At 60.5% G+C, this 24,278-nt stretch carries 26 protein-coding genes and 1 rRNA gene; 11 read left to right on the top strand and 16 right to left on the bottom strand.

Annotated features, from left to right (window positions below; translation table 11 throughout):
* Positions 1 to 13: 13 nt before the first annotated feature.
* On the bottom strand, positions 14 to 499 hold the full coding sequence (lspA, locus tag OP500_RS05020; RefSeq protein ID WP_238748091.1) for a signal peptidase II: 486 nt from the start codon (positions 497 to 499) through the stop codon (positions 14 to 16).
* Between the two features lie 237 nt (positions 500 to 736).
* On the opposite strand from lspA, the gene rpmE reads away from it, so the two are divergent.
* Complete coding sequence (rpmE, locus tag OP500_RS05025; protein ID WP_238748092.1) at positions 737 to 958, top strand: 50S ribosomal protein L31; 222 nt, start codon at positions 737 to 739, stop codon at positions 956 to 958.
* Between the two features lie 158 nt (positions 959 to 1,116).
* Here rpmE and grxB read toward each other — a convergent pair whose 3' ends face one another.
* From grxB to OP500_RS05045, 4 genes are all read right to left on the bottom strand, one after another.
* Entirely contained in the window at positions 1,117 to 1,764 is a 648-nt protein-coding gene (grxB, locus tag OP500_RS05030; protein WP_274070367.1) for a glutaredoxin 2, read from the bottom strand.
* Between the two features lie 72 nt (positions 1,765 to 1,836).
* Positions 1,837 to 2,484, bottom strand: coding sequence for a hypothetical protein (locus OP500_RS05035; protein WP_274070368.1), 648 nt, complete (start codon positions 2,482 to 2,484; stop codon positions 1,837 to 1,839).
* Between the two features lie 73 nt (positions 2,485 to 2,557).
* The gene (locus tag OP500_RS05040; protein ID WP_274070369.1) at positions 2,558 to 3,520 is read right to left on the bottom strand and encodes a peptidylprolyl isomerase; all 963 of its coding nucleotides are present in this window, start codon (positions 3,518 to 3,520) and stop codon (positions 2,558 to 2,560) included.
* A complete protein-coding gene (locus OP500_RS05045) occupies positions 3,517 to 5,835 on the bottom strand; it encodes an LPS-assembly protein LptD (RefSeq protein ID WP_238748097.1) in 2,319 nt (772 codons plus the stop codon). Before OP500_RS05045 ends, OP500_RS05040 begins: the two co-directional genes overlap by 4 nt.
* Before the next feature lie 55 nt (positions 5,836 to 5,890).
* Between OP500_RS05045 and amgK the strand changes: the two genes are divergently transcribed.
* The gene (amgK, locus tag OP500_RS05050) at positions 5,891 to 6,895 is read left to right on the top strand and encodes an N-acetylmuramate/N-acetylglucosamine kinase AmgK (protein WP_238748098.1); all 1,005 of its coding nucleotides are present in this window, start codon (positions 5,891 to 5,893) and stop codon (positions 6,893 to 6,895) included.
* A gap of 117 nt (positions 6,896 to 7,012) precedes the next feature.
* On the top strand, positions 7,013 to 7,504 hold the full coding sequence (gene yidD, locus OP500_RS05055) for a membrane protein insertion efficiency factor YidD (RefSeq protein ID WP_238748099.1): 492 nt from the start codon (positions 7,013 to 7,015) through the stop codon (positions 7,502 to 7,504).
* A gap of 48 nt (positions 7,505 to 7,552) precedes the next feature.
* Here the strand turns inward: yidD and OP500_RS05060 are convergent, their stop codons facing one another.
* The 6 genes from OP500_RS05060 to OP500_RS05085 form a co-directional block, all read right to left on the bottom strand.
* On the bottom strand, positions 7,553 to 8,899 hold the full coding sequence (locus OP500_RS05060) for a DUF58 domain-containing protein (protein ID WP_274070370.1): 1,347 nt from the start codon (positions 8,897 to 8,899) through the stop codon (positions 7,553 to 7,555).
* 9 nt (positions 8,900 to 8,908) lie between these two features.
* Positions 8,909 to 9,901 carry an AAA family ATPase gene (locus OP500_RS05065; RefSeq protein ID WP_238748101.1) on the bottom strand — a complete coding sequence of 331 codons (993 nt, stop codon included), beginning with the start codon at positions 9,899 to 9,901 and terminating at the stop codon, positions 8,909 to 8,911.
* A 108-nt stretch (positions 9,902 to 10,009) separates the two neighbouring features.
* Positions 10,010 to 11,413, bottom strand: coding sequence for a DUF4350 domain-containing protein (locus OP500_RS05070; protein WP_238748102.1), 1,404 nt, complete (start codon positions 11,411 to 11,413; stop codon positions 10,010 to 10,012).
* Entirely contained in the window at positions 11,410 to 12,960 is a 1,551-nt protein-coding gene (locus OP500_RS05075; protein ID WP_238748104.1) for a DUF4129 domain-containing protein, read from the bottom strand. The genes OP500_RS05070 and OP500_RS05075 overlap by 4 nt, the downstream gene beginning before the upstream one ends.
* Positions 12,957 to 13,943, bottom strand: coding sequence for a stage II sporulation protein M (locus OP500_RS05080; RefSeq protein WP_238748106.1), 987 nt, complete (start codon positions 13,941 to 13,943; stop codon positions 12,957 to 12,959). The genes OP500_RS05075 and OP500_RS05080 overlap by 4 nt, the downstream gene beginning before the upstream one ends.
* Positions 13,940 to 14,704 (bottom strand): RDD family protein, encoded by a 765-nt coding sequence (locus OP500_RS05085; protein WP_238748107.1) that lies wholly within the window; start codon positions 14,702 to 14,704, stop codon positions 13,940 to 13,942. Before OP500_RS05085 ends, OP500_RS05080 begins: the two co-directional genes overlap by 4 nt.
* Here OP500_RS05085 and OP500_RS05090 point away from each other — a divergent pair.
* Together OP500_RS05090 and OP500_RS05095 are read left to right on the top strand one after the other, a co-directional pair.
* Positions 14,682 to 15,041, top strand: coding sequence for a hypothetical protein (locus tag OP500_RS05090; protein WP_274070371.1), 360 nt, complete (start codon positions 14,682 to 14,684; stop codon positions 15,039 to 15,041). The genes OP500_RS05085 and OP500_RS05090 overlap by 23 nt on opposite strands.
* Complete coding sequence (locus OP500_RS05095) at positions 15,034 to 17,004, top strand: autotransporter assembly complex protein TamA (protein WP_238748108.1); 1,971 nt, start codon at positions 15,034 to 15,036, stop codon at positions 17,002 to 17,004. Before OP500_RS05090 ends, OP500_RS05095 begins: the two co-directional genes overlap by 8 nt.
* A 133-nt stretch (positions 17,005 to 17,137) precedes the next feature.
* Here OP500_RS05095 and OP500_RS05100 read toward each other — a convergent pair whose 3' ends face one another.
* From OP500_RS05100 to OP500_RS05120, 4 genes are all read right to left on the bottom strand, one after another.
* Positions 17,138 to 17,575, bottom strand: coding sequence for an acyl-CoA thioesterase (locus OP500_RS05100; RefSeq protein WP_238748109.1), 438 nt, complete (start codon positions 17,573 to 17,575; stop codon positions 17,138 to 17,140).
* A complete protein-coding gene (locus OP500_RS11245) occupies positions 17,568 to 19,211 on the bottom strand; it encodes a glycosyltransferase family 2 protein (protein ID WP_337992792.1) in 1,644 nt (547 codons plus the stop codon). Before OP500_RS11245 ends, OP500_RS05100 begins: the two co-directional genes overlap by 8 nt.
* A gap of 259 nt (positions 19,212 to 19,470) precedes the next feature.
* Entirely contained in the window at positions 19,471 to 19,797 is a 327-nt protein-coding gene (locus tag OP500_RS05115) for a YnfA family protein (RefSeq protein ID WP_274070372.1), read from the bottom strand.
* Positions 19,798 to 19,907: 110 nt separating this feature from the next.
* Positions 19,908 to 20,453 carry a hypothetical protein gene (locus OP500_RS05120; protein ID WP_274070373.1) on the bottom strand — a complete coding sequence of 182 codons (546 nt, stop codon included), beginning with the start codon at positions 20,451 to 20,453 and terminating at the stop codon, positions 19,908 to 19,910.
* Between the two features lie 64 nt (positions 20,454 to 20,517).
* On the opposite strand from OP500_RS05120, the gene OP500_RS05125 reads away from it, so the two are divergent.
* From OP500_RS05125 to OP500_RS05150, 6 genes are all read left to right on the top strand, one after another.
* A complete protein-coding gene (locus tag OP500_RS05125; RefSeq protein ID WP_238748112.1) occupies positions 20,518 to 21,195 on the top strand; it encodes a 4'-phosphopantetheinyl transferase family protein in 678 nt (225 codons plus the stop codon).
* Between the two features lie 247 nt (positions 21,196 to 21,442).
* Positions 21,443 to 22,189 carry a beta-ketoacyl synthase chain length factor gene (locus OP500_RS05130; RefSeq protein ID WP_238748113.1) on the top strand — a complete coding sequence of 249 codons (747 nt, stop codon included), beginning with the start codon at positions 21,443 to 21,445 and terminating at the stop codon, positions 22,187 to 22,189.
* Entirely contained in the window at positions 22,168 to 22,947 is a 780-nt protein-coding gene (locus tag OP500_RS05135; protein ID WP_238748115.1) for a lysophospholipid acyltransferase family protein, read from the top strand. The genes OP500_RS05130 and OP500_RS05135 overlap by 22 nt, the downstream gene beginning before the upstream one ends.
* Positions 22,940 to 23,203 (top strand): phosphopantetheine-binding protein, encoded by a 264-nt coding sequence (locus OP500_RS05140; protein ID WP_238748116.1) that lies wholly within the window; start codon positions 22,940 to 22,942, stop codon positions 23,201 to 23,203. The genes OP500_RS05135 and OP500_RS05140 overlap by 8 nt, the downstream gene beginning before the upstream one ends.
* A 9-nt stretch (positions 23,204 to 23,212) precedes the next feature.
* Positions 23,213 to 23,473 carry an acyl carrier protein gene (locus tag OP500_RS05145; protein WP_238748117.1) on the top strand — a complete coding sequence of 87 codons (261 nt, stop codon included), beginning with the start codon at positions 23,213 to 23,215 and terminating at the stop codon, positions 23,471 to 23,473.
* Positions 23,470 to 24,009, top strand: a complete 540-nt coding sequence (locus tag OP500_RS05150; RefSeq protein WP_238748118.1) for a hypothetical protein — start codon at positions 23,470 to 23,472, stop codon at positions 24,007 to 24,009. Before OP500_RS05145 ends, OP500_RS05150 begins: the two co-directional genes overlap by 4 nt.
* A gap of 169 nt (positions 24,010 to 24,178) precedes the next feature.
* On the opposite strand, the gene rrf is transcribed toward OP500_RS05150, so the two are convergent.
* Positions 24,179 to 24,278 (bottom strand): 5S ribosomal RNA (gene rrf, locus OP500_RS05155); the annotation flags it as partial.

A 24,278-nucleotide genomic window follows, 5' to 3' on the forward strand; every position in this document is an offset into this window, starting at 1 on the left:
TATCTGAGCCTTTTCAGGCTGCCTGCCCTTTGTTTTTTCGCCCCTGCGCAAAACTCTCCAACACCAGCAAAAACGCGCCGACGCAGATAAAGCTGTCGGCCACGTTAAACGCGGGGTAATAGTGGTTCTGCCAGTAAAACAGCAGAAAATCGACTACCTGGCCGTGCAGGAAGCGGTCGATTACATTACCCATCGCGCCGCCGATAATCATCGCCGCCGCCCAGTTGCCCAAGCGGCCGAAGCCGCCTTTGACCACGTTCCAGCCCAGCCAGATGCTGATGGCAAAGGCCAGCACCACGAAAATATAGCGCTGCGCCCCGCCCATATTGGCGAGAAAGCTAAACGCCGCGCCGGGATTGTAAACCAGCGTCAGATCAAAAAAGCCGTCGATCACATTCAGCCGCTCGTACAGCGCAAAACGCTCCAGCACCGCGAATTTGCTGATTTGGTCGGCGGCAACCACCGCCAGCGACAGCAGCCAATAAGGTAGGGTTTTCATGCTTTCAGGCAGCCTTCGGTTCCGTTCAAAGGGCGTGATTGTACTATAAAGATTCCCGTTGCAATTCCCGCCGCCGCGGCCGCCCCCTTGAAAGCCGTCCGCCACCGCCCCATCTGCGCTGCCTATCCGGCGGCCATCCTGCGGTTTTGCTTGCCAAAAGACACCGAAATCAGGATAATGCGCCGCTTCTTGAAGCATAGGCACATTCCCTATGCCCGCAACCCTAAAGGAAACCCCATGAAACAAAACATCCACCCGAACTACCACGAAGTGAACGTAAGCTGCTCCTGCGGCAACAAATTCACTACCCAATCCACCATGGAAAAAGAGGACTTCAACATCGAAGTCTGCTCCCAATGCCATCCTTTTTACACCGGCAAACAGAAAATCGTCGATACCGCCGGCCGCGTGGACAAATTCAACCAGAAATACGGCAATATGTTCAAACGCAACGTATAAAGCAGCAAACGCCCAAAACCGCCCGCAGCTTCGGCCGCCGGCGGTTTTCTCTTGCCGCAGCCTGAAAGCCGCGCAGCCCGAAAACCGGGAATCCGGTTTTCAGGCTGCTTTTTGTTTTGGATTGTCCGGTCGGCAGCTTTCAGGCTGCCTGAACCGGCTTAAACGGCGCGCTCGGCAAACAGCGGCACGCCGCTTTTTTTACTCATGTTTTCAACATAGGCGGCGGTTTTGGCCGGCAGTTGCAGGCCGCGCACCATGGTCAGGTTGCGCAGCAGCGGGAAAACCAGAATGTCTTCCATGCCGATGCGGCTGCCGACGGATTCGGGAGAATGGATCAAACCGTCGATTTGTGCCAAATCGGCGGCAATACCGGCGAGCAGCTGCGGGGTGTCGGCCAGATGCCGGTCAAAGTCGCCGATAACGGCGGTTTTCTTCTCGCGGAAATAGGCGATGGCGGCATCGTTGGGAAATTCGGGCAGACCCAGTTGGATGTCGCGCGGCCACACCAGCGGCAGCACGGCTTTGAGCATACGGTCGAACCAGGCTTGGATTTCGGGGCGCACGTTTTCGTCGAGTTTGTCGCCAGCGGCCTGTTCGTTGAAATAGCGTACGATGTCCAGGCTCTCGCCCATAAAGCTGCCATCGGGCTTTTGCAGGATGGGCAGCACTTTAACGCCGGTCATGCTGATCGGCGTGGCTTCGTCGTCGTTGGGTAGGTACAGGGTTTCGACTTCGCTGCCGAGCAGACCGGCGGCCATGCGGGCGCGGACGCAGAAAGGACAGTGGTCGTAAACATAGAGTTTCATGCTTTCTCCTTTTGGGGATGGAACGGCTAGGGCGTGTTGACATTCAACTTTTGAAACGGATTTTCAGGCTGCCTATCTGCCGTCGAATACGCTGAGGATGTGACCCCGGTCTTTGAGACGGACAGACTCGAGAACATACTCCAGCTGCTTGCGGTTGCGCGGACTTAAGGGCTGTTTTTGCAACTGCTGCAGTATTTTTCCGGCTTGGGCGAAGTCGCCGCTGATGCGGTACATATTGGCCAGCGCGTAGCGGGTGTTGTTCAGCTCGATGGGGTCGTGGGTTTCGCGCAACGCCTGTTTGAGATAGCGGAAGGCTTTGGCGTAAAGACGCTGTTTTTCGGTACGGCTGAGATCTGCGGCGCCGTTGGCGGCTTCAAAATACAAATAGCCGACCCGGCTGGCGCTGTATTCGCCGGAAAGTTCGGCAAAGGCGGCCAGATAGTATTCGTCGCCGGCATTTTTGGGCAGGCTGCGGTAGGCTTGGCTGTTTACGATTCGGCGGTAGCGCGCCAGCTCCTGCGGGGTGAATTTGCCGTAGCGGTCGGTTTTGAAGACAAGTTTGTTGCCCGGGCAGATTTGGTAGGGAACGTCGTCGTACATCTGCGCCCAAAATTTTTCGCCGCCGACGGGGCATTCGATTTCTGTACCCGCGCGGGGGCTGAGGGCGGCGGCGCTGCTGCCGAGGGCGGCAAGCAGCAGGGGGATGAGTAGTCTTTTCATCGGGTGTTTTCTCTTAATCGGAGGCAGCCTGAAAACGGCTTTCAGGCTGCCTGAAACGAACCTTGCCGCGTAATCAGTATTCGCGTACTACGGCGCTTTGCTGAAGCTGGCCGACAAACTGCTGCAGCGCCTGCTGGCGGGCTTCGCCGGCCAGCTTGCTGCGCACCGCCTGATATTGGGCTTTGGCCGGATCGCTTTCGGTGCGGCTGCCGACCAGCTGGATAATCTGCCAGCTTTTGCCGGCGGCAATCGGCGGCGACATCTGGCCGGGCTGCAAACTGTGCAGCACGGCTTCGACGCGCTCGGGCAGCATGCCGTCGCTCACACCTTCAATCAGGCCGCCGTTGGCGGCGCTGCTGTCTTGCGAGTAGCGGCGGGCGACGGCGGCAAAGTCACTGCCTTTGGCCAGCGCCTGGGCAATCTGCGCCGCCCGCTGGCCGACGCCATCCATCTGCGCTTCGCTCTCGGCGTTGAGCAGGATGCGGCGCACGGTGTAAACGGTGTAGGGCTGGGCGGCGGGCAGCGGCTGACCGGCGGCGCGGGCTTGGTCGATGTATTGGCGGATTTGGCCGTCGCTGACGCGCACGCTGCTGCCGATGTCGTAGAACATGCGCTCGATCAGCATGTCTTTGGCGGTTTCAAGGCGGTACTGGCTGCGGCTCCAGCCAGCGGCGGCGGCGCGCTGGTACAGGGCATCGACGGTGATTTTCTGCTCTTGCGCGCGGCGGGAAAGTTCGGCGTCTATCGCGGCGCCGGGCACTTTCAAGCCCTGCTGGCGGGCGGCGTCGGCCAAGAGCGTGCGTTCGACGAGCCGGCTTTTGGCGGCTTGGCTTAATTGTTCGTCGGGAATGTCTTTGTTGGCGGGATTGGCACGCAATTCTTTGACCATGCGGGCGATGTCGCCGTAGGTGATGATGCTGGAATTGACTTCGACGGCAATGCTATTGAGCGGGCGGATGGCGTCGCCGGCGGCAAAGGCAGCCTGAAAGGCGGCGGCCAGCATCAGGGCGGCGACGGTGCGGACGGGTGCGTTCATTTGCGGTTTACCTCGTTGGTTTTGCTGTAGCCCGGAATGGCGAGCCGCAGCTGTTCGTAAGGGTCTTTGCCCAGGCTGCTCAGGTCTTTGAGCTGCAGGGTGACGAAAAAGGCGTTTTTGCGGCTGTTGAGCCCGTTTACATAGCGCTGGCCGACCACGCTCACGCTCCAGCAGCCGCAGGCGCTTTTGTATTCCAGCCCGGCCATCTGCTCGAGCGGAGTGTGCGGCGACAGGCTGTAGTTGAAGCGGCCGATGGCGTAAAGCCGCTCGTTTATCGGCCATTGGGCGGCGAAGTCGATGTGTTTGAGCTTGCCGTAAAAGCCGGTGTAGATTTCTTCGCGGGCGCCGTATTTGAAGCGGGCGCTGATGACTTTGCCCGGCTCGGGATTGTAGCTGGCGCCGATGTCGAAACGCTGGGTGGCTTTGGCCGATTCGTTGTAGTGCCAGGAAAGGTCGGCGTGCCAGTTGTCGCCGATGCGGCCGCCGGCAAAGGCGGCGATGTCGCTGCGCCAGCGGCGGCCGTGCTCGATGCTGCCGTCCAGCAGCACGTTGTCGTCGCGGAAATAGTATTTGCGGCCGATGCCGGCGCGAAAGCGCTCGGCGCCGGTGGCGGCGTCGATCAAACGGCTCTGCAGGCCGACCGACAGGCTGTTGCTGGCATTGATGCGGTCTTGGCCGGAATAGCTGTTTTCACGAAACAGCTGGGCATAGCTGAAGCCGTTGAGCGAAGTATCGAAATTGGGCAGATCGTTTTGCGATTTGGAGGGGATGTAGTTGTAAAACGCGCGCGGTTCTAAAGTTTGCAGATAGCTTTTGCCAAACAGCGTGGTTTTGCGCTCGAAAGCCAGGCCGGCATCAACATTGGTCAGCGGCAGCACGCGAGAGAGCGTGCGGCTCTCGTAGCCGTCTTTGCCCTTGAGCCAGTAGCGGGTGGCGTGGACGCCTATTTTCGGCCGCACATAACCCCACGGGCGGCTGAAATCCCATTGCCACGAAGGATAAATCACCAGCCGGCTGCCGCTTTGCAGCTCGCTGTGCTCGAAGCGGGTGAACTGGGTGTCGATATTAAACTGCCCGAGCCCGAAATTTTTCTGCCAGGCGGCCGAGAAGCGCGGCAGGATGGCATAGGGCCGCTGCTTGCGCCCCTGCGCGTCGCTCAAGGTTTGGTATCTCTGCACCGACAGGCGCATCTGCACCGGCTGGCCGAACAGGTCGCGCCGGTAGTCCAGCCAGGCGCTGCGGTTAAGGTGGACGTTTTCGGCGATTTCGTTGCGGCCGTAAAAGTCGCGGTAATAGTCATCGTCGGACACCTGGCGGTAGTCGATGCCGCCGGAAAGGTCGGTATTGAAGCGGTGCAGATGGGCGAATTCGGCTTCGTAACGGTGGCGGTGCGGGCTGCGACGATCGTGCGGCAGGTATTTGGCTTTCAGGCTGCCTGAATATTTGTCCTGCAGATAGCGGAACTCGCCGCCGAGCGTGGCGCCGCGCGCAGTGATGATGCCCGGGGCGAGTGTGGCATCGTAATTGGGCGCGAGATTGAAGTAATAGGGCAGCTCGAGCTCGGTGCCGTCGGAGCCGATTTTAATGGTCGGCACCAGCAGGCCGCTTTTGCGGTTGCCGTTGAGCGGGAAGTCCGCCCACGGCGTGTAAAGCACCGGTACGCCGCCGAATACCAACCGCGCGTGGCGGGCGGTGCCGATGCCACTTTCGCGGTCGGCTTTCAGTTCGGCAGCCTGAATGTACCACGAGCGGTCGCCCGGATTGCAGGTGTTGAACTTCACGCCGCGCATCGCGTAATGGTTTTTGTCGCGCATTTCCATTTCGGCGCTGACGCCCTGCAGGCGGCGGCTTTCGTGTTCGACGGCAAACTGCGCATCCGCCGTACGGCCGCTTTCACGCGACAAATCGTAATGAAGCTCCTTGCCGCGCACGGTCTGGCCGTCGCCGCGGGTCAGGGTGAAGCTGTCGCCGGCGCGCACGACATCGGCCTGCTGGTCGTAATCGACCCAATCGGCGTTCAGGGTCTGGTCGTTGCGCTCGATGATGACATCGCCTTCCGCCCGCGCGCGCACATTGGTCTGGCCGGCGATGCGATCGGCGCTGATGCGGGTGGCGTTTTCCGGCAAAACCGCGCCGCCGCTGCCTTTGGCCGGCGGCAAATCGTCGCCGGACTGCGCGCCGGCACGGCAGCTCAAATCCGAACGGCTCCAGCCGTCCGCCGCCGTTGCGGTGCCCTCGGCAGCGGCCGCCGTTGAGAAAACGGCGCCCAAAGCCAGAACCAGTGGTGTGTGTGCGGATAAACGCGGCAAAATCATACCCCGTATGCGGTTTTACATTAAAATGGCGGCCATTTTAACCGAAAATCCGATTATGCAACGAGAGACCCAGCTAAAAAGTTGGCTGCAGCAGCAGTTTCCCGGCCAGGAATTCGCCCTCGAATTCGCCGCCGCCGACGCCGATTTCCGCCGTTATTTCCGCGCCCGTTTTGCCGACGGGCGAAGCATTGTCTGCATGGACGCCCCGCCCGACAAAATGGACACCGAACCCTATGTGCGCGTGCGCGAAATCTTCTCCATGCTCAATGTGCCGCAGATTCTCGCGCGCGACGAAAAACAAGGCTTTATCGCGCTCAACGACCTGGGCAAAGTGCAGTATCTCGCCGCCATGCAGCACGATACGCAGCCTGAAACCCACAAAGCCCTGCTGCTCAAAGCGCTGGACGAGTTAATCATCCTGCAAAAAGCCTCCCGCCCCGGCGTGCTGCCCGAATACAGCCGCGACATCCTGCTGCGCGAAGCCAATCTCTTTCCCGACTGGTTCGCCGCCAAAGAGCTGGGCAAACCCTTCAACTTCAAACAGCGCCAGCTTTGGCAGCAGGGTTTGGACGCGCTGCTGCCCGAAATCGAAGCGCAGTCCAAAGTCTTCGTCCACCGCGACTTTATCGTGCGCAACATCATGCTCACCGGCGGCCGCCCCGGCATTCTCGACTTCCAAGACGCCCTCTACGGCCCGATCAGCTACGATCTCGTTTCCCTGCTGCGCGACGCCTTTATCGAATGGGAAGAAGAATTCACCCTCGACCTCGTTATCCGCTACTGGGAAAAAGCCCGCGCCGCCGGCCTGCCCGTGCCCGCCGAGTTCGACACCTTCTACCGCTGGTACGAATTCATGGGCGTGCAGCGCCATCTCAAAGTAGCCGGCATCTTCGCCCGCCTGTGGTGGCGCGACGGCAAAGACAAATACCGCCCCGAGATTCCGCGTTTTCTCAACTATCTGCGCCGCACCACCCGCCGCTACCCCGCCCTCGCCCCGCTCTACGCCCTGCTGCTCGAGCTGGTGGGCGACGACGAACTGGAAACCGGCTACACCTTTTAACTTCAGCTTTCAGGCTGCCGCCACACCCCAAGCAGCCTGAAAACCGTTTTTCACTTTCAGGCAGCCTGAAAGCCGGATTGGGCTTTTCAGGCTGCTTTCAAACCCGACACCGCCGCCATGAACGCCATTTTCTGCAGCCTGAAAAAACTGCCCGCCCGCCTGGTGCTGGCGGCGATTGCCGTTTACCAGCGCCGCATCTCGCCGCACAAAGGCTACGGCTGCGCCTACCGGCTGAAGCACGGCGGCAGCGGCTGCTCCGGCGTCGGCCGGCGGCTGATCCGCCGCTACGGCCTGCTCAAAGGCTGGCGGGTGCTGCAAAAGCGCTTTGAACGCTGTCGGGCGGAAAACCTGCGCCGCCGCGCCGGCGGTATGGCCTACCACCAGCGCGGCGACTGCGTTCCCGATATTGCCGACTGCGCGCCGGATGTCCTGCATCTGCCCGAAACCTGCGGCGACAGCGCCGCCTTCAAATCCCGCTTCTGCCGCAGCGCCGACTGCGCCTTGGAGTTTTGCAACTGCTTCGATATTTTCGACTTCGGCCGCTCCAAACGCAAAAAACGCCGCCAGACAGCCCCCAAACGAAAGGCAGTAAAACAAAAAGCAGCCTGAAACTTTTTCAGGCTGCTTTTTTGCGTGCCGACGGGCGTTTCAGGCTGCCTACCAACCCCGGCCGCGTTTGAGTTTCAGATAGTGGTTGATCAGCTGGCTGCTCAGTTCTTTGGGCAGCACGTTGATGGCGAGGATGCCGGCAAACTGGAATTTCTGCATGATTTCGGCGCTTTGTTTTTCGTAATGCAGGGCGCCGAGATAGCGGTGAGCGTCGTCTTCGCTGTTTACGGCATCCTGCCGCGCGCTGTCCACGGCGTGCGGACGCAGGGCGGCGAACAGCACCATGTGGTGCTTGCGCAGGCGCTGGACGTGCTGCAGCAGGCGTTGGTCGTCTTCGTGGTCGATGTGGGAGAGCACGACGACTAGGGCGCGGCGTTTCTGCTTTTGCAGCAGCAGATTGACGGCGCTTTCAAAGTCGGCGGCCTGCTGCGAGGGTTCGATGTCGAACACGCCCTGCACCAGCCGGCCGAGCTGCTCGATGCCTTTGTGCGGCGGCACGAAGCGGCTTTCGGGGTGGGCGAAGGTGAGCAGGCCGGAGGCATCGCCGTGCTTGAGCGCGGTGTAAGAGAGCAGCAGCATCGCCTGCAGGGCGTGGTCGAAATGGCTTTTGTCGCCCATCTGCAGGCGCATGTTGCGGCCGCAGTCGAGCAGGAAAAAGAGCTGCTGGTCTTGTTCGTCCTGATAGGTGCGGACGATGGGGCGGCTCATGCGCGAGGTGGCTTTCCAGTCGATATTGCGGATGTCGTCGCCGTCTTGGTAGTCGCGCAGCTGGTGGAAGTCCTGGCCGAGGCCGAGGCGGGGCAGTTTTTTCACGCCGACCAGATTGAGCCAGCGCTGCAGGCCGATCAAATCGGCGCCGAGAATGCGGCTGAAATCGGGCAGCACGTCGATTTGCGCGGGCAATTCGGCGCGGTGGCGGCGCTGCCAAAGTCCGAAGGGGCTGGGCAGCCAGTATTCGATGTGGGAAAAGTAGGCGCGGCCGCGGTGGCGCGGACTGGCCTGGTAGCGGGCGATGCTGATGCGCCCGGGCAGGGTATCGACGTGCAGCAGCGGCGGGCTGCATTCCCAGTCGGCCGGAGCGTGGTCGGCCAGCATCAGCTGCTGCGGCTGGCGCCACAAGCCCTGGTTTGGCGGACTGACGGTGATTTCGACGGTATGCGCCCGCCCTTGGGCAAACTGGTGCGGCAGGTGGCGCTCGAATTGGGGCGCGGGCGGATGGCGTCTGGAAAAGGCGTCAAACAGCGCGGCCAGCGCCACCAATACCGCGCCGCCGGCACCGGCCTGCTTCGCCAACAGTCCGACGCTGCCCTGCCCCAGTTTTTGCAGCAGCAGCCCGAAGGCGGCTATCGCAACGCAGGCTGCCATTACGGCAATCAGCCGTCTGGTCGGTCTCATGGCAGCGCCTTACAGCCGCGGGGCGGAAACGCTGGCGGCCAGCTCGTTCAGCACCTGCTCGACGTGCACGCCTTCCATCTCCATCTGGGTGGACAGGCGCACGCGGTGGCGCATGGCGGGCAGCCACACGGCTTTGATGTCGTCGGGGGTGGTGTATTCGCGGCCGGCAATCAGCGCGTAGGCGCGGGCGCAGCTGATCAGGGCGATGCCGGCGCGCGGCCCGGCGCCGACGGAAAGCGCCGGCCAGTCGCGGGTGGACTGCACCAGACGCACGGCGTAGTCGATAATCTGCGGATCGACCTGCACGCGGGTGGCGAGCTTTTGCAGCTGCTCGATCTGCTGCGGCTGGAACACATGCTGCGGGGTGTTGTCGTTGAGAATGTCGTTGCCCCTGCTGGCGATCACGGCGCCGACCATGCGGGTTTCGTCCTGGTGGTTGGGGTAGCCGATCATCACTTTGAACATAAAGCGGTCGAGCTGGGCTTCGGGCAGCGGGTAGGTGCCTTCCTGCTCGATGGGGTTTTGGGTGGCGAGCACCATAAACGGGCTGGGCAGCCGGTGGGTGTTGCCGTCGAGCGTGACGCTGCGCTCCTGCATCACTTCCAGCAGCGCGGACTGGGTTTTCGCCGGCGCGCGGTTGATTTCGTCGGCCAGCAGCAGGTGGGTGAACACCGGCCCCTGGCGCAGCTCGAAGCGGTTGTTGTGGGCGTCGTAGCGGTAGTGGCCGGTTACGTCGGACGGCATCAGGTCGGGGGTGAACTGGATGCGGCGGAATTCGCCGGCAAAGGTCTGCGCCAGCGAGCGCACCAGCAGGGTTTTGCCGGTACCGGGCACGCCTTCGAGCAGGACGTGGCCGCCGGCGAGAAAGACGGTCAGCACTTCGTCCACCACTTTCGACTGGCCGATCAGCACGTCGTTCAAACGCTGGCGCAGGACTTGGACAGCGCGCATGCCCTGCTGCATCGGGGCGGCGGCGGACTGGGTGTTTGGGGTTTCGTTCATCGGTTCTTCCTTAAGGTTCGGATTGCGGATAATTGCTTGGGATGCAGGCAGCCTGAAAAGCGCTGCGGATGGTTTTCAGGCTGCTTTTTCGGTTTCAGGCTGCCTGATTCAGTACCATTTATGCGGCAGGCGGCGCATCAGCAGCCGGTGCTTGGAAAGCATGGCCAGCCATTCGACGGGGCCGACGTGCGCAGGCAGCGGCTCGAGCCAGGGTTTGACGGTATCGGCGGAAAGTTTGGTCTGGCTGCAGACAAAGTCCAGCCGCTTGGCGGGCGTCAGCTGGTGCCACGACGGATAACGGCGCTCCAGATGTTCGAGCAGTTCCTGCTGCAAATCGGCCAGAATCGAGCGCTCGGAGAAGTGGCGCGCCAAGAAGCGACCCTGCGCCAGCAGATGCTGCCCCAGATAGCGCTCGGGCGCGGGCGGCAGGCTGCGCACCGGACCGATGCGGGCAGCAATCCGCCATACCGCCAGCGCCAGCACCGCCAGCAGCGGCCAGCTTAGGGCGGCGTATTTGGTGAGAATAATCCACAGCACCGGCTTGCGCAGCGGCGGCGTGCGGCTGCGCAATTCGCCCAGCAGCACGATTTTGCTTTTGCCCTGCGCCAGATAAGACACCAGATAGGCGTGGTCGTAGAGCTTCAGGCCGCTGTCGGCGCGCGGCGGGTATTCGGGGTTTTTCAGCCAACTGGTGGTGCTGCTGAAAGTCAGGCTGCCTTCGCCGTGGCGCACGCGGACAATCTGGCTGCCGCTCAGATGGTTTTCGCCTTGGAACATCACCTGGCTGCCGGCCTGCGGCTGCAGCAGGCGGCCGTGGTGGTTATTGTCGAAATACAGGGTTTTGCCTTCAGGCAGCTTGATGCTGTTGATGTAGAAGCTGCACTGTTTGACGTTCAATCGGGCGTACTTGTCCTGATTGAAATCGCGTTCCAGCCGTTTTTCGTCATCGGACATCACCTCAGCGGCGGCAAGACGTTTTTTCTCGCTGTCGGCGCAGGCCGGATGGATGGCAACCGCCTCTTGCTCTTTTTCCGCTTCCGGAAACTCTTTTTCGCCGTGCTTCAGCTTCAGGGTTTCGAACAGGGCTTTGCTGTAGCCGTAGCGCTCTTCCTGCTCGTCTTCTTCATCTTCATCGTCGTCTTCGGCTATGCTGTAATCGGTCGGTGTTTCGATGACGACATGGTTGCCGCGCGCCACCCAGTCGAGCAGGATTTCGGCATCGGTACGGGTTTTCAGGTTGCTGTCGGACACAATCAGCAGCTGGTTGGTACCGGGGGCGATCAGATTGACGTTGTCGCTTAACTGCACCAGCTCGATGTCTTTGTCCTGGCGGCCTTGGGCTTTGAGCAGCGCCTGCACGCCCAGCAGCTCTTTTTCCCGATGGCTCCATTCTGCGCGGACGTCGTTTTTCCACACGGTAACTTGGCGCCGCTCCCAGCCGGTGGCGAAATACAGCCCGCCGCCGAGCAGCGCCAATACCAGCACCAGCAGCAGGATTCTGACTTTACTCATGCCGCACCTCCTGCCGTGTTGCGCTTATGGTTTTTCAGGCTGCCTTCACTCTCGGCAAGGGCAAACAGGCGGCGGTAGTCGCGGCACAAACTGTGCACCGCTTCGCGGTCGGGCTGCCAGTGGGCATAGGCCAGCGCCACCCAATTGGTGGTCAGCAGCCGCCAGTAGGCGGACAGTTCCGGCTTCAGGCGCTCGATGCGGCGCTGCACTTCGCCCTCGGTATCGCTGCTGCGCAGCGGAATGCCGTAACGGCGCGCAACCTGCGACAGGCTGCCGCGGTACAGCAGGCTGAGCGCGGCGCGCGGGTCGCGCTCAAACAGGCGCAGCACTTCGCCCGCCACGTCGTCGGGCAGGCTCTCGGGGGTGATTTTCATGCCGAACAGGGTATCGGGCACTTCAACGCCTTCGAGTTTGCCCGAGTAATGCGCCGACCAGCGCCACAGCAGAAACAACACGCCGCCCAGCGCCAGCGCGGCAATCAGGTAAATCACCATATTGACGCCCACCGGCGCTTTGGCTTTGGTTTTGGGCAGGGCGACATCGAGTTCGGGCGGTTTGTATTTCTGGTCTTTCTTCACCCATTTGGTTTCTTTTTCGAGACGGGGAAAGGGTTTGGACGACAGTTCGTTTTTCTTGATGCGCTCGATTTTCTGCTCGTCCGGTAGCGGCTCAGCCTGCGCTTTCAGGCTGCCTGAAAGGGCGAAAACGACAAACACCAGCGGCAGCAGCGCCCACAGCGCGCTTTTGCTCTTGGTAAGCCGCTCTTGGATTTTGCGCGCCGCCAGCCGGATGTCCCAGCCTTCGGCCAGCGTGCGCGAATTGAGATACAGGCTGAAGCCGCTGGCAACATAAATCGGCTGCCAGAAGCACAGCACCAGCACATAAATCAGATTGGAAATGCGGTTGACCACGATGCCGTCGTCGGTAACAAACAGGGTTTCAAACAGCCGCCCGAGTTCGTTCCACGCCCGCAGATTGGTAAAGGGATTGCCGAAGAAGGTGGAAGTCGGATCTTCCCACCACAACCAGATGCCGAGCAGCAGCAGGCCGAAAGACAGGATCATTTCGATGTGGATGCCGACGAAAGTGAGCCAGCCGGCCATCGCGCTGCTGCGGCGCGACAGCTCGCTGCTGCGGCGCGACCACGCTTTGCCGCCCAAGCCTTCCAGCACCGTCAGCGGCAGCACCAGGCTGCGGCGGATGCTCAGGCGGCGCCAAGTCAGATCGCCGATCAGCCGCGGCCGCCACAGACTGCGCCAGCTGCTTTTCAGGCAGCCTGAAAAGCCCGGCAGATCTTCAAATACCTGCCGCGACATCAGCTGCAGCAGCGGCGCTTCAAACACCGGCTTCAAGAGCCAGATCAGAAATCCCGCCCACGCCGGCTGCTGCCAGAACACCAGCATCAGCAGGCCGTAAAACGGCAGCGAATACACCGCCCACAGCCCCATGTACAGAAACGGGCGTTCCTGAAACAGGCGCGTGCCCAAATCCAGCGCTTCCCAGCCGTTGCGCGGGCGGAAGTTCAGGCGCGTTTCCCAAATATTCATTCTGCGCCCCCCTGCCGGCCGGCAAACATCAGATAGGCATAAACCAAAACCCACATACCCAGACCGACCACATATTTGACAGCCATATGGACGCTGGTGAGCGGCGACCAAAAGCCTTCGATAATCGCGGCAATAAACAGCATCAAAAAAGCGCCGTTTAAAAGCGCGATGGCTTTTTTACCCTGCACTTTCAAGGCATCGCGGCGCGACAAGCCCTGCGGGTAAAGCAGCGCAGCGCCCAGCCGCAAACCGGCGGCCGCCGACAGCACGATGCCGGTCAGCTCGAAAGCGCCGTGGGTAATCACAAACGAGAAAAACGCCGGGCCGCTGGGTTTGCCGATCATATAGGCCATGCTGCCGCCGATCATCCAGCCGTTGAACACGGTAACAAACACCGTGCCCAGCCCGAACATAACACCGCTGCCGAACGCACGAAAGGCGATGCCGATATTGTTGAACACATAATAGGCAAACATCATCATGTTTTGGCTGAAATCGCGGTTGCTGCCGTCGCCATAGGCTTTCTGCATATCGTTATACATGGTTTCCAAATCGGAAAAACTATCGAAGCCCGGGACCTCGTCCAGCTTGCTCTCCGGCAGCACCAGCACCAGCAAAAAGGCCAGCAAAAAAGGCAGGTAAAACATCAGGTGGGCGGCGATGACCAGCTTTTTCTCGGCGCGCACCGCCTGCGGAAAACCGCTGCGGACAAATTCGACAAAGCGCGGCAGCAGGCTTTGGCGCTGGCCGCGGTAAAGCAGCTGGTGGCCGCGCTCGCACAGCGCCTGCAGATAGGAAGTCAGGCTGCCCGAATAATGGCGGTCGTTTGCCAGCGCCAGATGGTGGCAGACGGTGCGGTAGTGCTGCACAAAGCACTCGGTGCGCGCCGGCGGCAGGCGCTTGTCCTGCTCCAGCAGCTGCAAATCCTGCTCGAATTTCTGCCAGAAAGCGTTGTTTTGCTCTTCAAAAAACAGCTGTCTCATGCCGCAACGCCCTCCTGCTTACGCTCTTCGCCGGCATAGTATTTCGCCAACCCCAGTATCAGCTGCTGCGGGTCGCCGCCGATTTGGCCGCCGAAAATCGACACCGCCATCATCTCCGCCAACTCCTGCGCCCGCACCGGCGCCAGCGACGAGCGGCGCTCGGCAAAGCTGAGCACCGCCTGCTGCTCCTCGCGCGTCAGCACCACCGGCGGCGCCACCGCTTCGACGCCGCGCAGCGACAAACGCGCGGCGGCAGCGCGGTTTTTCTCGGCATAAACCACCACCGTGGACGCCAGCATATCACCCAGGCGGCGGCCGTAGGGGTCGCACAGCGCCACCACCATGCCGACGCCGTGCAAAAACGGCAGGCCGTCTGCCAGCCGCACCAGATTGCGCATCATCGCCGCGCTCCAGCCCACCCGCGTGCCGTCGTCGTTTACCACACGCAGGCCGAAAACGCGCTTGCCGGGCGTCTGCCCGCTCCACAGCACTTCAAACAGCACGTGGTACAGCCACAAAACAAAAAACAGATTCAGAAAAAACAGCATCATAAACACATCGGAATTCACGCCGAGCAGGCCGATAAGAAGGCTCAGCAGCCAGCTTGAAAGCCAAAGCCAAATAAAGCGGATAAGCAAGTCCAAAAGATAGGCGCGCGAGCGCGAGAATATTGAAGCGGGGCGCAGATAGATATCGACAGCCTCGGGCGTTTCCACCTTCAGCAGGGTGTCGATCCGGTTGCGGGAAGAAAATTCGGACATAAATCGGGGAAATCGGAAACGGAAAACCGGCAGCCTGAAACGGTGCCGCGAAAAAGCGGGCAGTTTGCCTGAAACCCTGCCTGCCGACAAGAAGCGGTATCAAAAAACGGCGCGCGGATACGGCAGCGGTAGCCGTGTGTTGCAATCATGCGCCACCGCGCCGCGCGGGGCAAAGCAGTCTGAAAACCGGGCGGCGGCAAAACGCAGCAAAGCGGCAGGCATCGCGCCGCTGTTTTCAGGCTGCCTTCGGCGCGGCAGGCAGCCTGAAAAGCAGACGCTGCCGTTCGATGTTAGAATGTGGCTCTTTTTTGTTTCCGCACCACCCGCACATGTCTAAGCGCCCCTTTTGTTTTCTGCTCTGCCTCAGCCTGTGGCTGAGCCTGCCCGCCCTTGCCGACGACAGCTTTCAGGCTGCCTCGGCGCCGGCGGCCGCGCAAACGCAGCCCGAACAGAGCATTCAACAAACGGAACAAAAGCAGCCTGAAAACGCCGAAAGCGCCGCCGCAGAAAGCAAAGACAAAAAAACCGGCGTGTTAAGCCGCATCCGAGAGCGCTGGCTCAAACCGGCCGACAGCGACGACGATATCGACGACACGCCCAAATACACGCCGCGCCACCCCGTGCGCATCGAAGTGGCCGACAAAGACATCAAAAAAATGCTCGAACAGCACCTGCCGCTGATCCACTACCAGCGCACCGAAGATTTGGACAGCGAACAAGTCGGCTATCTTTTGGAAGACGCGCCCAACGACGCGCTCAACATGCTCAAAACCGAAGGCTATTTCAACGCCAAAATCAACATTGTTCCCGAAGGCAAGGGCTATCTTTTGAAAATCGACCTGGGCAAGCGCACCCGCATCGACAAAGTGGGGGTGGCACTGTTGGGCGACATCCTGCAGGAAGACGATTTGGGCAGCTACTACAAAGACGCCTTCTCCGGCTGGCGGCTGCCGGTGAGCGCGCCTTTCCGCCAGGAAGACTGGTCGAGCAGCAAAACTTCGGTGCTCGGCGCGGTGGCGCGGCGCAAATACCCGCTGGCGGAATTTTCCACCACCCGCGCCACCATCAATCCCGCCACCAACAGCGCCGATCTGAAAGTAACCATCGACAGCAAGCAGCCGGTTTATTTCGGCGACTTTGAAATCAGCGGCACCGAGCGTTATCCCGAAAGCGTAGTGCGCGATCTGGCCAAATTCCGCCCGGGCGATCCCTACAGCCTCGACAGCCTGCTTGACTACCAGCAGTCGCTCGAGGGCGACGGCCACTACGCCGGCGCTTCGGTGCAGGCCGACTTCGAGCGCATGGAAAACGACCGCGTGCCGGTGAAAGTGGCGGTATCCGAAGTCAAGCGCCAGAAATTCGAAGCCGGTCTTGGTTTTGATTCCGCCTACGGCTTGGGCGGCAGCCTCGGCTATTCGCACTACAACCTGTTCAAGCGCGGCTACGTCGGCTCGCTGTCCACTTCCATCGACCGTTACCAGACCAATACCTCCGTCGGCATCAGCCAGCCGCGCAACAACCACGGCTACTACTACACCACCAGCCTGGGCTATTCGCGCAGCACCACGCAGAAGCTGGAAAAACGCGCGGTTAGCGGCGGCCTGTGGCGCGTGCGCGACCGCGACGGCATCGATGCGCGGCTGGGCATCGAGTTCGTTTTTGAAAACAGCGAAGTGCCCGACAGCAAAACCCGCATCGGCCGCAGCCACGCTACCATGCTCACTGCATCTTGGAAGCGGCAGAACATCGAAACCCTGCTGCGCCCGGCCAACGGCTACTATCTCGACGGCAAAGTCGGCGTAACTCTCGGCAAGCTGCTCTCTTCGGCGCCGCTGGCGCGGGTCAAAGCCAATGCCGGCTACTACTTCACGCCGGAAAACAAGAAAATCGGCACGCTGGTGCTGCGCGGCGAACTGGGCTATGTGTACAGTACCCAAAAACAAACCGAAGGCGAAGTGCCCTCCACCCTGATGTTCCGCACCGGCGGCGCCTCGTCGGTGCGCGGCTACGAGCTCGACAGCATCGGCCGCCGCTTAAGCGACAGCTCCGCCATCCTGCCCGACCGCGCAATGGCGGTGGCCAGCGCCGAATATCAGTTTCCGATTAAAGAAAGTTTCGCCCTCGCGCTGTTTCACGATGTTGGCGGCGTTGCCCGCAACTTCAAAGACATGACCATGCGCCACGGCACCGGCATCGGCCTGCGCTGGTTCAGCCCGGTTGCCCCTTTTTCTTTCGACGTCGCCTACGGCCACCACGACAAACGGCTGCGCTGGCACATCAGCCTCGGCACCCGCTTCTGATTCCCGGCAGCCTGAAAAACAAACGGCACGGTTTTTACCGTGCCGTTTGGCGTTTTTGCCGTTTTCAGGCTGCCTGTTCGGGCAAAAGCAAAGGCAGCCTGAAAGCCTTATCCCGTTTTTGCTGCCGGCGTTTTCAGGCTGCCTGAAAACCGGCGGTGCCGCGCAGCGCGTCCTGCCAGCAGTCGGGCGTTTGGAACTGCATTTCGCCGTTGTCCATGCGCTGGGCGACTTGGGTGGTGGTGGCACGGGTGAGCTTGGCGCCGCTGTGGGCGTCGCAGATGGTGTAGTCGATTTTCAGGCAGCTTTCAAACTCGGTAAGCGCCATTTCAACGCGGATTTTCTGGCCGAAACGGGCGGGGCGCACGTATTTGAGATCGAGCTTGACCACCGGCCACATATAGCCGCGCTCGAGCATCACCGCGTAGTTGTAGCCGATAAAGTCGAGCAGGTCGCAGCGGGCGACTTCGAGATATTTGACGTAGTGCCCGTGCCAGACGATGTTCATCACATCAACGTCGAAAAACGGGACTTCCATCTCGGTGCTGTGGCGCAGATAAACGTGTTTAGCCATGCGGGGTATTCCAAAAATCGTAGAAATTAAACCATTGCAGCGGCGCGCGGCGGGCGTATTGCTCGAGCAGGCGGGCATAGCGCTGGGCGGCTTCGGCAATCTGCTGCTCGCGGTTGGCGCGTGTCCAGGCGGGAATGTCGGCAAAGTGCTTGAGACAGAGATGGTAGCGCCGGCCGCGGCCGCGCAGCACGAAAATGGTGTTGGTGCGGGCTTTGAGCAGGCCGGCCAGCAGCCACGGCCCCTGCGGCAGCTCGGCGCGGCGGCCGAGAAAATCGACGGCCACAGTTTTGTTGCCGCGCACCGGCGTGCGGTCGGCGGCGATGGCAATCCATTCGCCGGCATCGAGTTTCTGCGACAGCGACAGCATCTGCGCGGCATCGAGCTTGTCCACCTGAATCAGCTGGATGTAGCTGGCGCCGGCGGCTTTGAGCGCCTGGCTGAACTCGGCGGAATGCGCGTCATACACCAGCACGTTCATTTTGAAGCCGGGATGGCGCGACACCAGCGCGCGGCAGATTTCCATATTGCCCAGATGCGAGCAGATCAGAATCTGGCCGCGCCCTTCGTGCCAGCGCACGGTGGAGAACAGGCCGTCGGGGTCTTCCAACACCAGATTGTCGGCGGTGATTTTGCGCTGCCACACCGCAAAGCGGTCGGCCACCGCCTGACCGAAGGCGGCAAACTGGCGGTACACGGCAAAGCGTGCGGGCAGCGGCGCATCGGGAAAAGACTGTTTCAGGCTGCTTTGGTACTGGCGCACGGCGCGGCGCTGGCTGCGCGAAGTCAGATAAAAATACGCCGCCACCAGCGCCGACACCAGGCGGGCGATCCACAGCGGCAGATAGCGCACCAGCCACACGCTGATTTTCAGAAACAGCGGGCTGCCGCGCTCACGCTGCGCCGACCAGTGGCGCTGCCGTTTTTTGCGGCCGCCGCCCAAGCGCCAGGCCAGCATGCCGAAAAACAGCCGCGTGTGCATTTTGCTGATCAGCCAGTTGTCGGCACGCAGCCTGAAATGGGAAATGCCTTCTTCGCGGTAGGCGATGCGGGTGTCGAGCCACACAAAGGGCAGGCCGCGCCAGTACAGGCGGATCAGGATTTCATTGTCAAAATCCATACGATCACCCACCTTTTCGTGATGCACCACGTCCAAAAACGGGGCAACCGGATAGATGCGGAAGCCGCACATGCCGTCTTTGATGTCGCGCGAGCAGGTGTTTACCGCGTTCCAAAAATCGGTGATTTTGCGGCCGTAAAGCCGCGCTTTGGGCACGCTGCCATCGTACACCGGCCGGCCGCAAACCACCGCCTGCGGCTGCGCGCGCGCGGTTTCGACAAAGCGCGGAATGTCGGCAAAATCGTGCTGGGCGTCGGCGTCGATTTGCAGCACATGGCTGTAGCCCTGTTCGGCGGCCAGTTTCACCCCCCATTTCACCGCGCTGCCCTTGCCGCCGTTTACCGGCCGGAAAGCAGCCTGAACGCTCTCGCCACACACCGCTTCCACCGCTGCGCGGTATTCTTCGCCCGAGCCGTCGTCCACCACCAGCACCGGCAGGCCGGCAGCACGCAGGGCGGCGACCACCTGCGGCAGGGTGGTCGGATGGCGGTAGTGGGGAATCAGGGCAATGATGTTCATGGGCAGCAGACAAAAAAGGCAGCCTGAAACGGCAAAACAGGCGGCGGCCGGGCAACAACGCGGCGTTTAGACGGCAAGAACACCGCTGCCGGCAAAACAAAACGGCAAGCGGTGCGGATTTAGGGCACGATTTTACCGCCAAACGGCTGCGGCGTCATGCCCGCGCGGGCGGTGCTTTCAGGCAGCCTGAAAACGGTTTTGCCCGTTTTCCAAGGGCTCCCGACAGCGGCGCAAAGGTTTTCAGGCTGCTTTGCGCCCTTTAAAGCCGTTTGCCGCCGAGCATTATCACTGCCATGCCGCACAGGCACAGCGCCATGCCCAGCCAGTCGCTGCGGCGCGGGGCGATGCCGTCGGCCAGCCACAACCACAGCAGCGCCACGCACACATACACGCCGCCATAAGCGGCATACACGCGACCGCTGGCAGTCGGATGCAGTGTAAGCAGCCAGGCAAAAAGCGCCAGCGAAGCGGCGGCAGGCAGCAGCAGCCAGGCGCTTTTTCCCTGGCGCAGCCACAGATAGGGCAGCCAGCAGCCGATGATTTCGGCCAGCGCGGTCAGCACGAATAAAGCCAGCGTTTTCAGCATAAATCCTCCCTATCCAAGGAAAAAAAGCAGCCTGAAAACCTGCTGCGCCGCCGGATTCGGGCGGCAAAAGGGTTTTCAGGCTGCCTGCATTCTTCGGATGCTGTAAGCGTTTAGCGGGCAAGGTCGCCTTTGAATACCACGCGGGCGTGGAAGGTGCCGACTTCGCAGTCGTACTGGCCGCCGTGCATCGGTTTGCGGTCGTAAATGCTGTGGAAGTTGCTCACGCGGGTGGCGCCGCGTTTGGCGGCGGTTTCCTGGAATTTGTGGGCGGCGTTGATAAAGGCGCGCTGGCAGGCGACTTCATCGGAACGGCCGGTGGCGTTGGCGGCCTGGCGGGTGGTCAGACCGGATTCAATCACGCGGCCGCCGCCGGCAAAGCTCACCGGAATGCCGGGTTCGAGCAGTTGTTTTGCTTCTTCGGAAGCCATCACCGCGCGGCCGTCGCAACGGTACACCACTTTGCGGCCTTTGCGGCCGGGATCGTCGTCTTTGAGCAGGCGGCAGTATCTGCCGGAAGTTTGTTTGGATGCTTTGTCGCTCTGGCTGCTGTGGCTGTCGCTACGGGCACCGTCTTCGGGGCTTTGGCTGTTTTTACAGCCGCTCACGGCGAAAGCGGCTACAATCAGCGCGGGCAGGACAAAATGGCTTTTCTTCATTACGGTCTCCTAAAAGTGAAACGATTAGACAAACGGCTACAAAACTTAACGCAGTTTACTTGAAATGAACGCTTTGCAGCAATCGCAAAATACCCTGCATCTCTATCTGGCCGGCCCCGACTGCGCCGCCGGTTACCGGCCGCAGGATTTGTCCGCTGCCGACCGCGCCCTGCTTGCCGCCCATCCCACGCGCGGCGGCAGCACCGATTGGCAGGTGAGCCGTTTTCTCAAACAGCAGGCCGGCGCCGTTTCCTCGCTCAGCCACAGCCGCGGCCATGCGGCGCTTGCGCTTGCCCACGGTTTTGCCGTCGGCATTGATTTGGAAGCGCTGCGCCCGCGCCGTTTCGCCCATTGGCGCGAGTGGATACTCCATGCCGACGAATGCCGCTGGCTGGAAGAAAACGGCGCCGATGCCGCCGGCCATTACCTGCTGTGGACGCTGAAAGAAACGCTGCTCAAAGCCGCCGGTTTGGTTTTGGCGGATATGGCCGCAGTCGGCCTGCGCCGCTCGGATAACGGCGTTTGGCAGCTGCATGCAAACGATGAAAACTGGGCGGGAAAAGTGTTTGCGATTGGCAACAGTCCTTTGCTTTCAGGCTGCCAATCAGCCGCCGGCGAGCAGGCTTTCCTACTTGCCGCCGTGTGGCCGGGCAGCCTGAAAGTGCAGATACACTGGCAGGGATTCGGCCGCTGGCGGCAGCCGGCATACCGGCAGCTGGCGGCATTCGGCGGCACAGGCTGATTCCAATCAAGCCGCCGCCGTTTTCAGGCTGCTTTGCGCCGCTTTGGCAGCGATGCCGTCCCAAAATACTTTTCAGGCTGCCGAGTGCGTTTCAGGCAGCCTGAAAAACCGTTCAAACGCCTTTTGGGCATAGGGTTTCAGGCTGCCTTTTGCTATAATCCGCGCCATCTTGCGCCCGCGGCAAAGCGGGCAGTCCGGCGGCGGCATCTGATGCGCCGCCCGCTTAACACAGGCAGCCTGAAAACGCATGAACGCTTCCCTTTCTTTCTCTTTCAACCTGCTCGGCTGGCATGCCGCGTCCACCCGTCTGCACAGCAGCGAAGAATGGGCGGCGTGGGCAGGCGGACGGCTGCGGGCGGAAGATTTGCCCGACACGCCGCCGCCGGTGGCTTTCCTGCCCGCCATGCAGCGGCGGAGACTGGGCGTTTCGGCGCGGCTGCTGTTTCAGGCTGCCCATCCGCTTGTTGCCGAAAACGAGCGCTGCCCGCTGGTACTGGCGTCGCACGACGGCGAAATCAACCGCAGCTTTGCGCTGTGGGTGGGGCTGCTGCGCGAAAATGAAGTGTCGCCCACATCGTTCGGGCTGTCGGTACACAACGCGCTGGCCGGCCAATGGTCGATGCTGCGCGGCGATATGAGCGAATACACCGCGCTGTCGGTGCGCGGCGACGGTTTGGAAGCGGCGCTGGCCGAAGCGGCGGGCTTTCTTGCCGACGGTACCGACAAGGTGCTGGTGGCGGTGGTGGACGAGCCTTTGCAAGCGCAATATCCGGCCGCCCCTGCCGAACGCGCACCTTTCCCTTATGCGCTCTCGATGCTGCTGGGCCGCGGCGACGGCTGGCGTTTGAGCGCAATGCCTGCCGCAGCCGGACAACAGGCGCAAAACGGCTATTGGGGCGCGCTGTCGTGGCTGCAACACGAGCTTTCAGGCTGCCTTGAATGGCAGCACCTTTATGCGGACAAGGTTTGGCAATGGCAGAAAAAACGTCCTTAAGCAGCCGCGCCAATCGCGCATGGCGGCTGGTTGCCACCGGGCTGGGTTTTGTGTTTTTCGGCGTATTCGGCGTGCTGCTGCAGCTGTTTCTGATTCCGTTTTTACTCAATCCGTCGCCCGATTTGGCCAGCCGCAAACGGGCGCGGCGCACGGTAACCAAAACCTGGCTGTGGTTCAGCCATTATCTGACTGCGGCGGGCATTTTGAGCGTGCGTTTTGAAGGATTCGAGCGGCTCGGCCGGCCGGGGCAGCTGATTTTGGCCAACCATCCGTCGCTATTGGATGTGGTGCTGCTGCTCAGCCGCGTACCGGAAGCCAACTGTATTGTGAAAGCCGATTTGCTGAAAAACCCGGCCATGATCGGCCAAATCCGCTCCTGCGGCTATCTGCCCAACCATGAAGATATGGATTTTGTCGAAGCGGTGGATAAGATTTTGCAGGAAGAATGCCTGCTGGTTTTCCCCGAAGGCACCCGCACCGGCTGGGACGGAGTGGTGAAGTTTCACCGCGGCGCGGTTTCGATGGGCTTGCGTAGCGCAAAAACCATCACGCCGGTGGTCATCAGAATGCAACCGCCCAATTTCAAAAAAGGCCAGCCGTGGTACAAAATCCCGCTGCAAAAACCGGTTTACGTTTTCCGCGTGGGCGACGATATCGACCCGCAAGACTGGCTCGCCAAGCATCCGTTGCCGATTGCCGCGCGCCGTTTGAACGATTATTTGCAACACTACTTTAACGAAAGAAGCAAAAATGACTGACTTGAAACAAGAAATCAAACAACTGATTATCGACAGCCTGGGGCTGGAAGACATCAGCGCCGCCGATATTGACGATCAGGCGCCGCTGTTTGGCGACGAAGGCCTGGGTTTGGACTCGGTGGACGCGCTGGAACTGGGATTAGCCGTGCAAAAACATTTCGGCTTCCAGCTCGACGGCGAAAACCAGGAACTGCGCGACAGCTTCGCCAATGTTTCCACCCTTGCCGCCTTTATCGAAAAACAACGTGCCAGCTGAGGATCTGCCATGACCGAAACCGAAATCCGCGCTTTTTTGTTCGATATTCTGGAAAACATGTTTGAAATCGACACCAGCAATGTCACCGGCAGCACCAATCTGTATGAAGATTTGGAAATCGACAGCATCGATGCCATCGACCTGCTCGACCAAATCAAGCGCCAAACCGGCTACAAACTGCAGGCCGACGATTTTCGCAACGTGCGCACTGTGGACGATGTGGTGCAGGCGGTACTGAAACTTTACCAGTCCGATAACGCCACCCAGTGAGTACTACCGCCAAAATCCTGCTCACGCTGCTGAGCCTGATCTACCCGCTGCTGTGGTATTACGGTCGCAGCCAGGGTTGGTTTTACGCTTTGGCCGGACTGATGATGGCGCTGTGGCTCGGCCGCGCTTATCTTCAGTCCGACCGCATCCAAAAACGCATTTCGCTATTGGTTGCGGCATTTTTTGCCCTTACCCTGTTGTTCAGGCTGCCGGACAGTATGTATTGGTATCCGGTATGGGTGAGCGGCTTAATGTTGTTTGTCTTTACACTAAGCCTTACCCAAAAACAGAGTGCGATCGAAAAAATCGCCCGCTTACAGCATCCCGACCTTCCTCCGGAAGGAGTCGTTTATACACGCCGAATCACTCAGATATGGTGTGCTTTTTTTCTGCTAAACGGCAGTCTGGCCGCATTGCTGGTATTTGTTGAAGCCTACCATCTATGGGCGCTTTATACCGGCATTATTTCCTATGTTCTAATGGGATTTTTGCTTGGCGGAGAATATCTTTATCGTAAATTTGTATTGAAGCTGTAAAAAATTGCCTGACGTCAAAGTCTAAAGGCAGCCTGAAAAGTTTTTCATACTGTCTTTAAGACGGGGTTGTTAGATTTTCATGCTGTTTTTAGTGAATCCACACGTCCTTCCTCCCCCGCAAGCAGAAACCCCCTGCCTATGATTTATTAGGCAGGGGGTATGAATAAGGGTTTGGCGGTGACCTACTTTCACACGGGAGACCGTACTATCATCGGCGCTGGTTCGTTTCACTGTCCTGTTCGGGATGGGAAGGAGTGGGACCAAACCGC

The sequence above is a fragment of the Kingella sp. SNUBH-2017 genome, assembly GCF_028680565.1.
GTDB lineage: Bacteria > Pseudomonadota > Gammaproteobacteria > Burkholderiales > Neisseriaceae > Kingella_D > Kingella_D pumchi.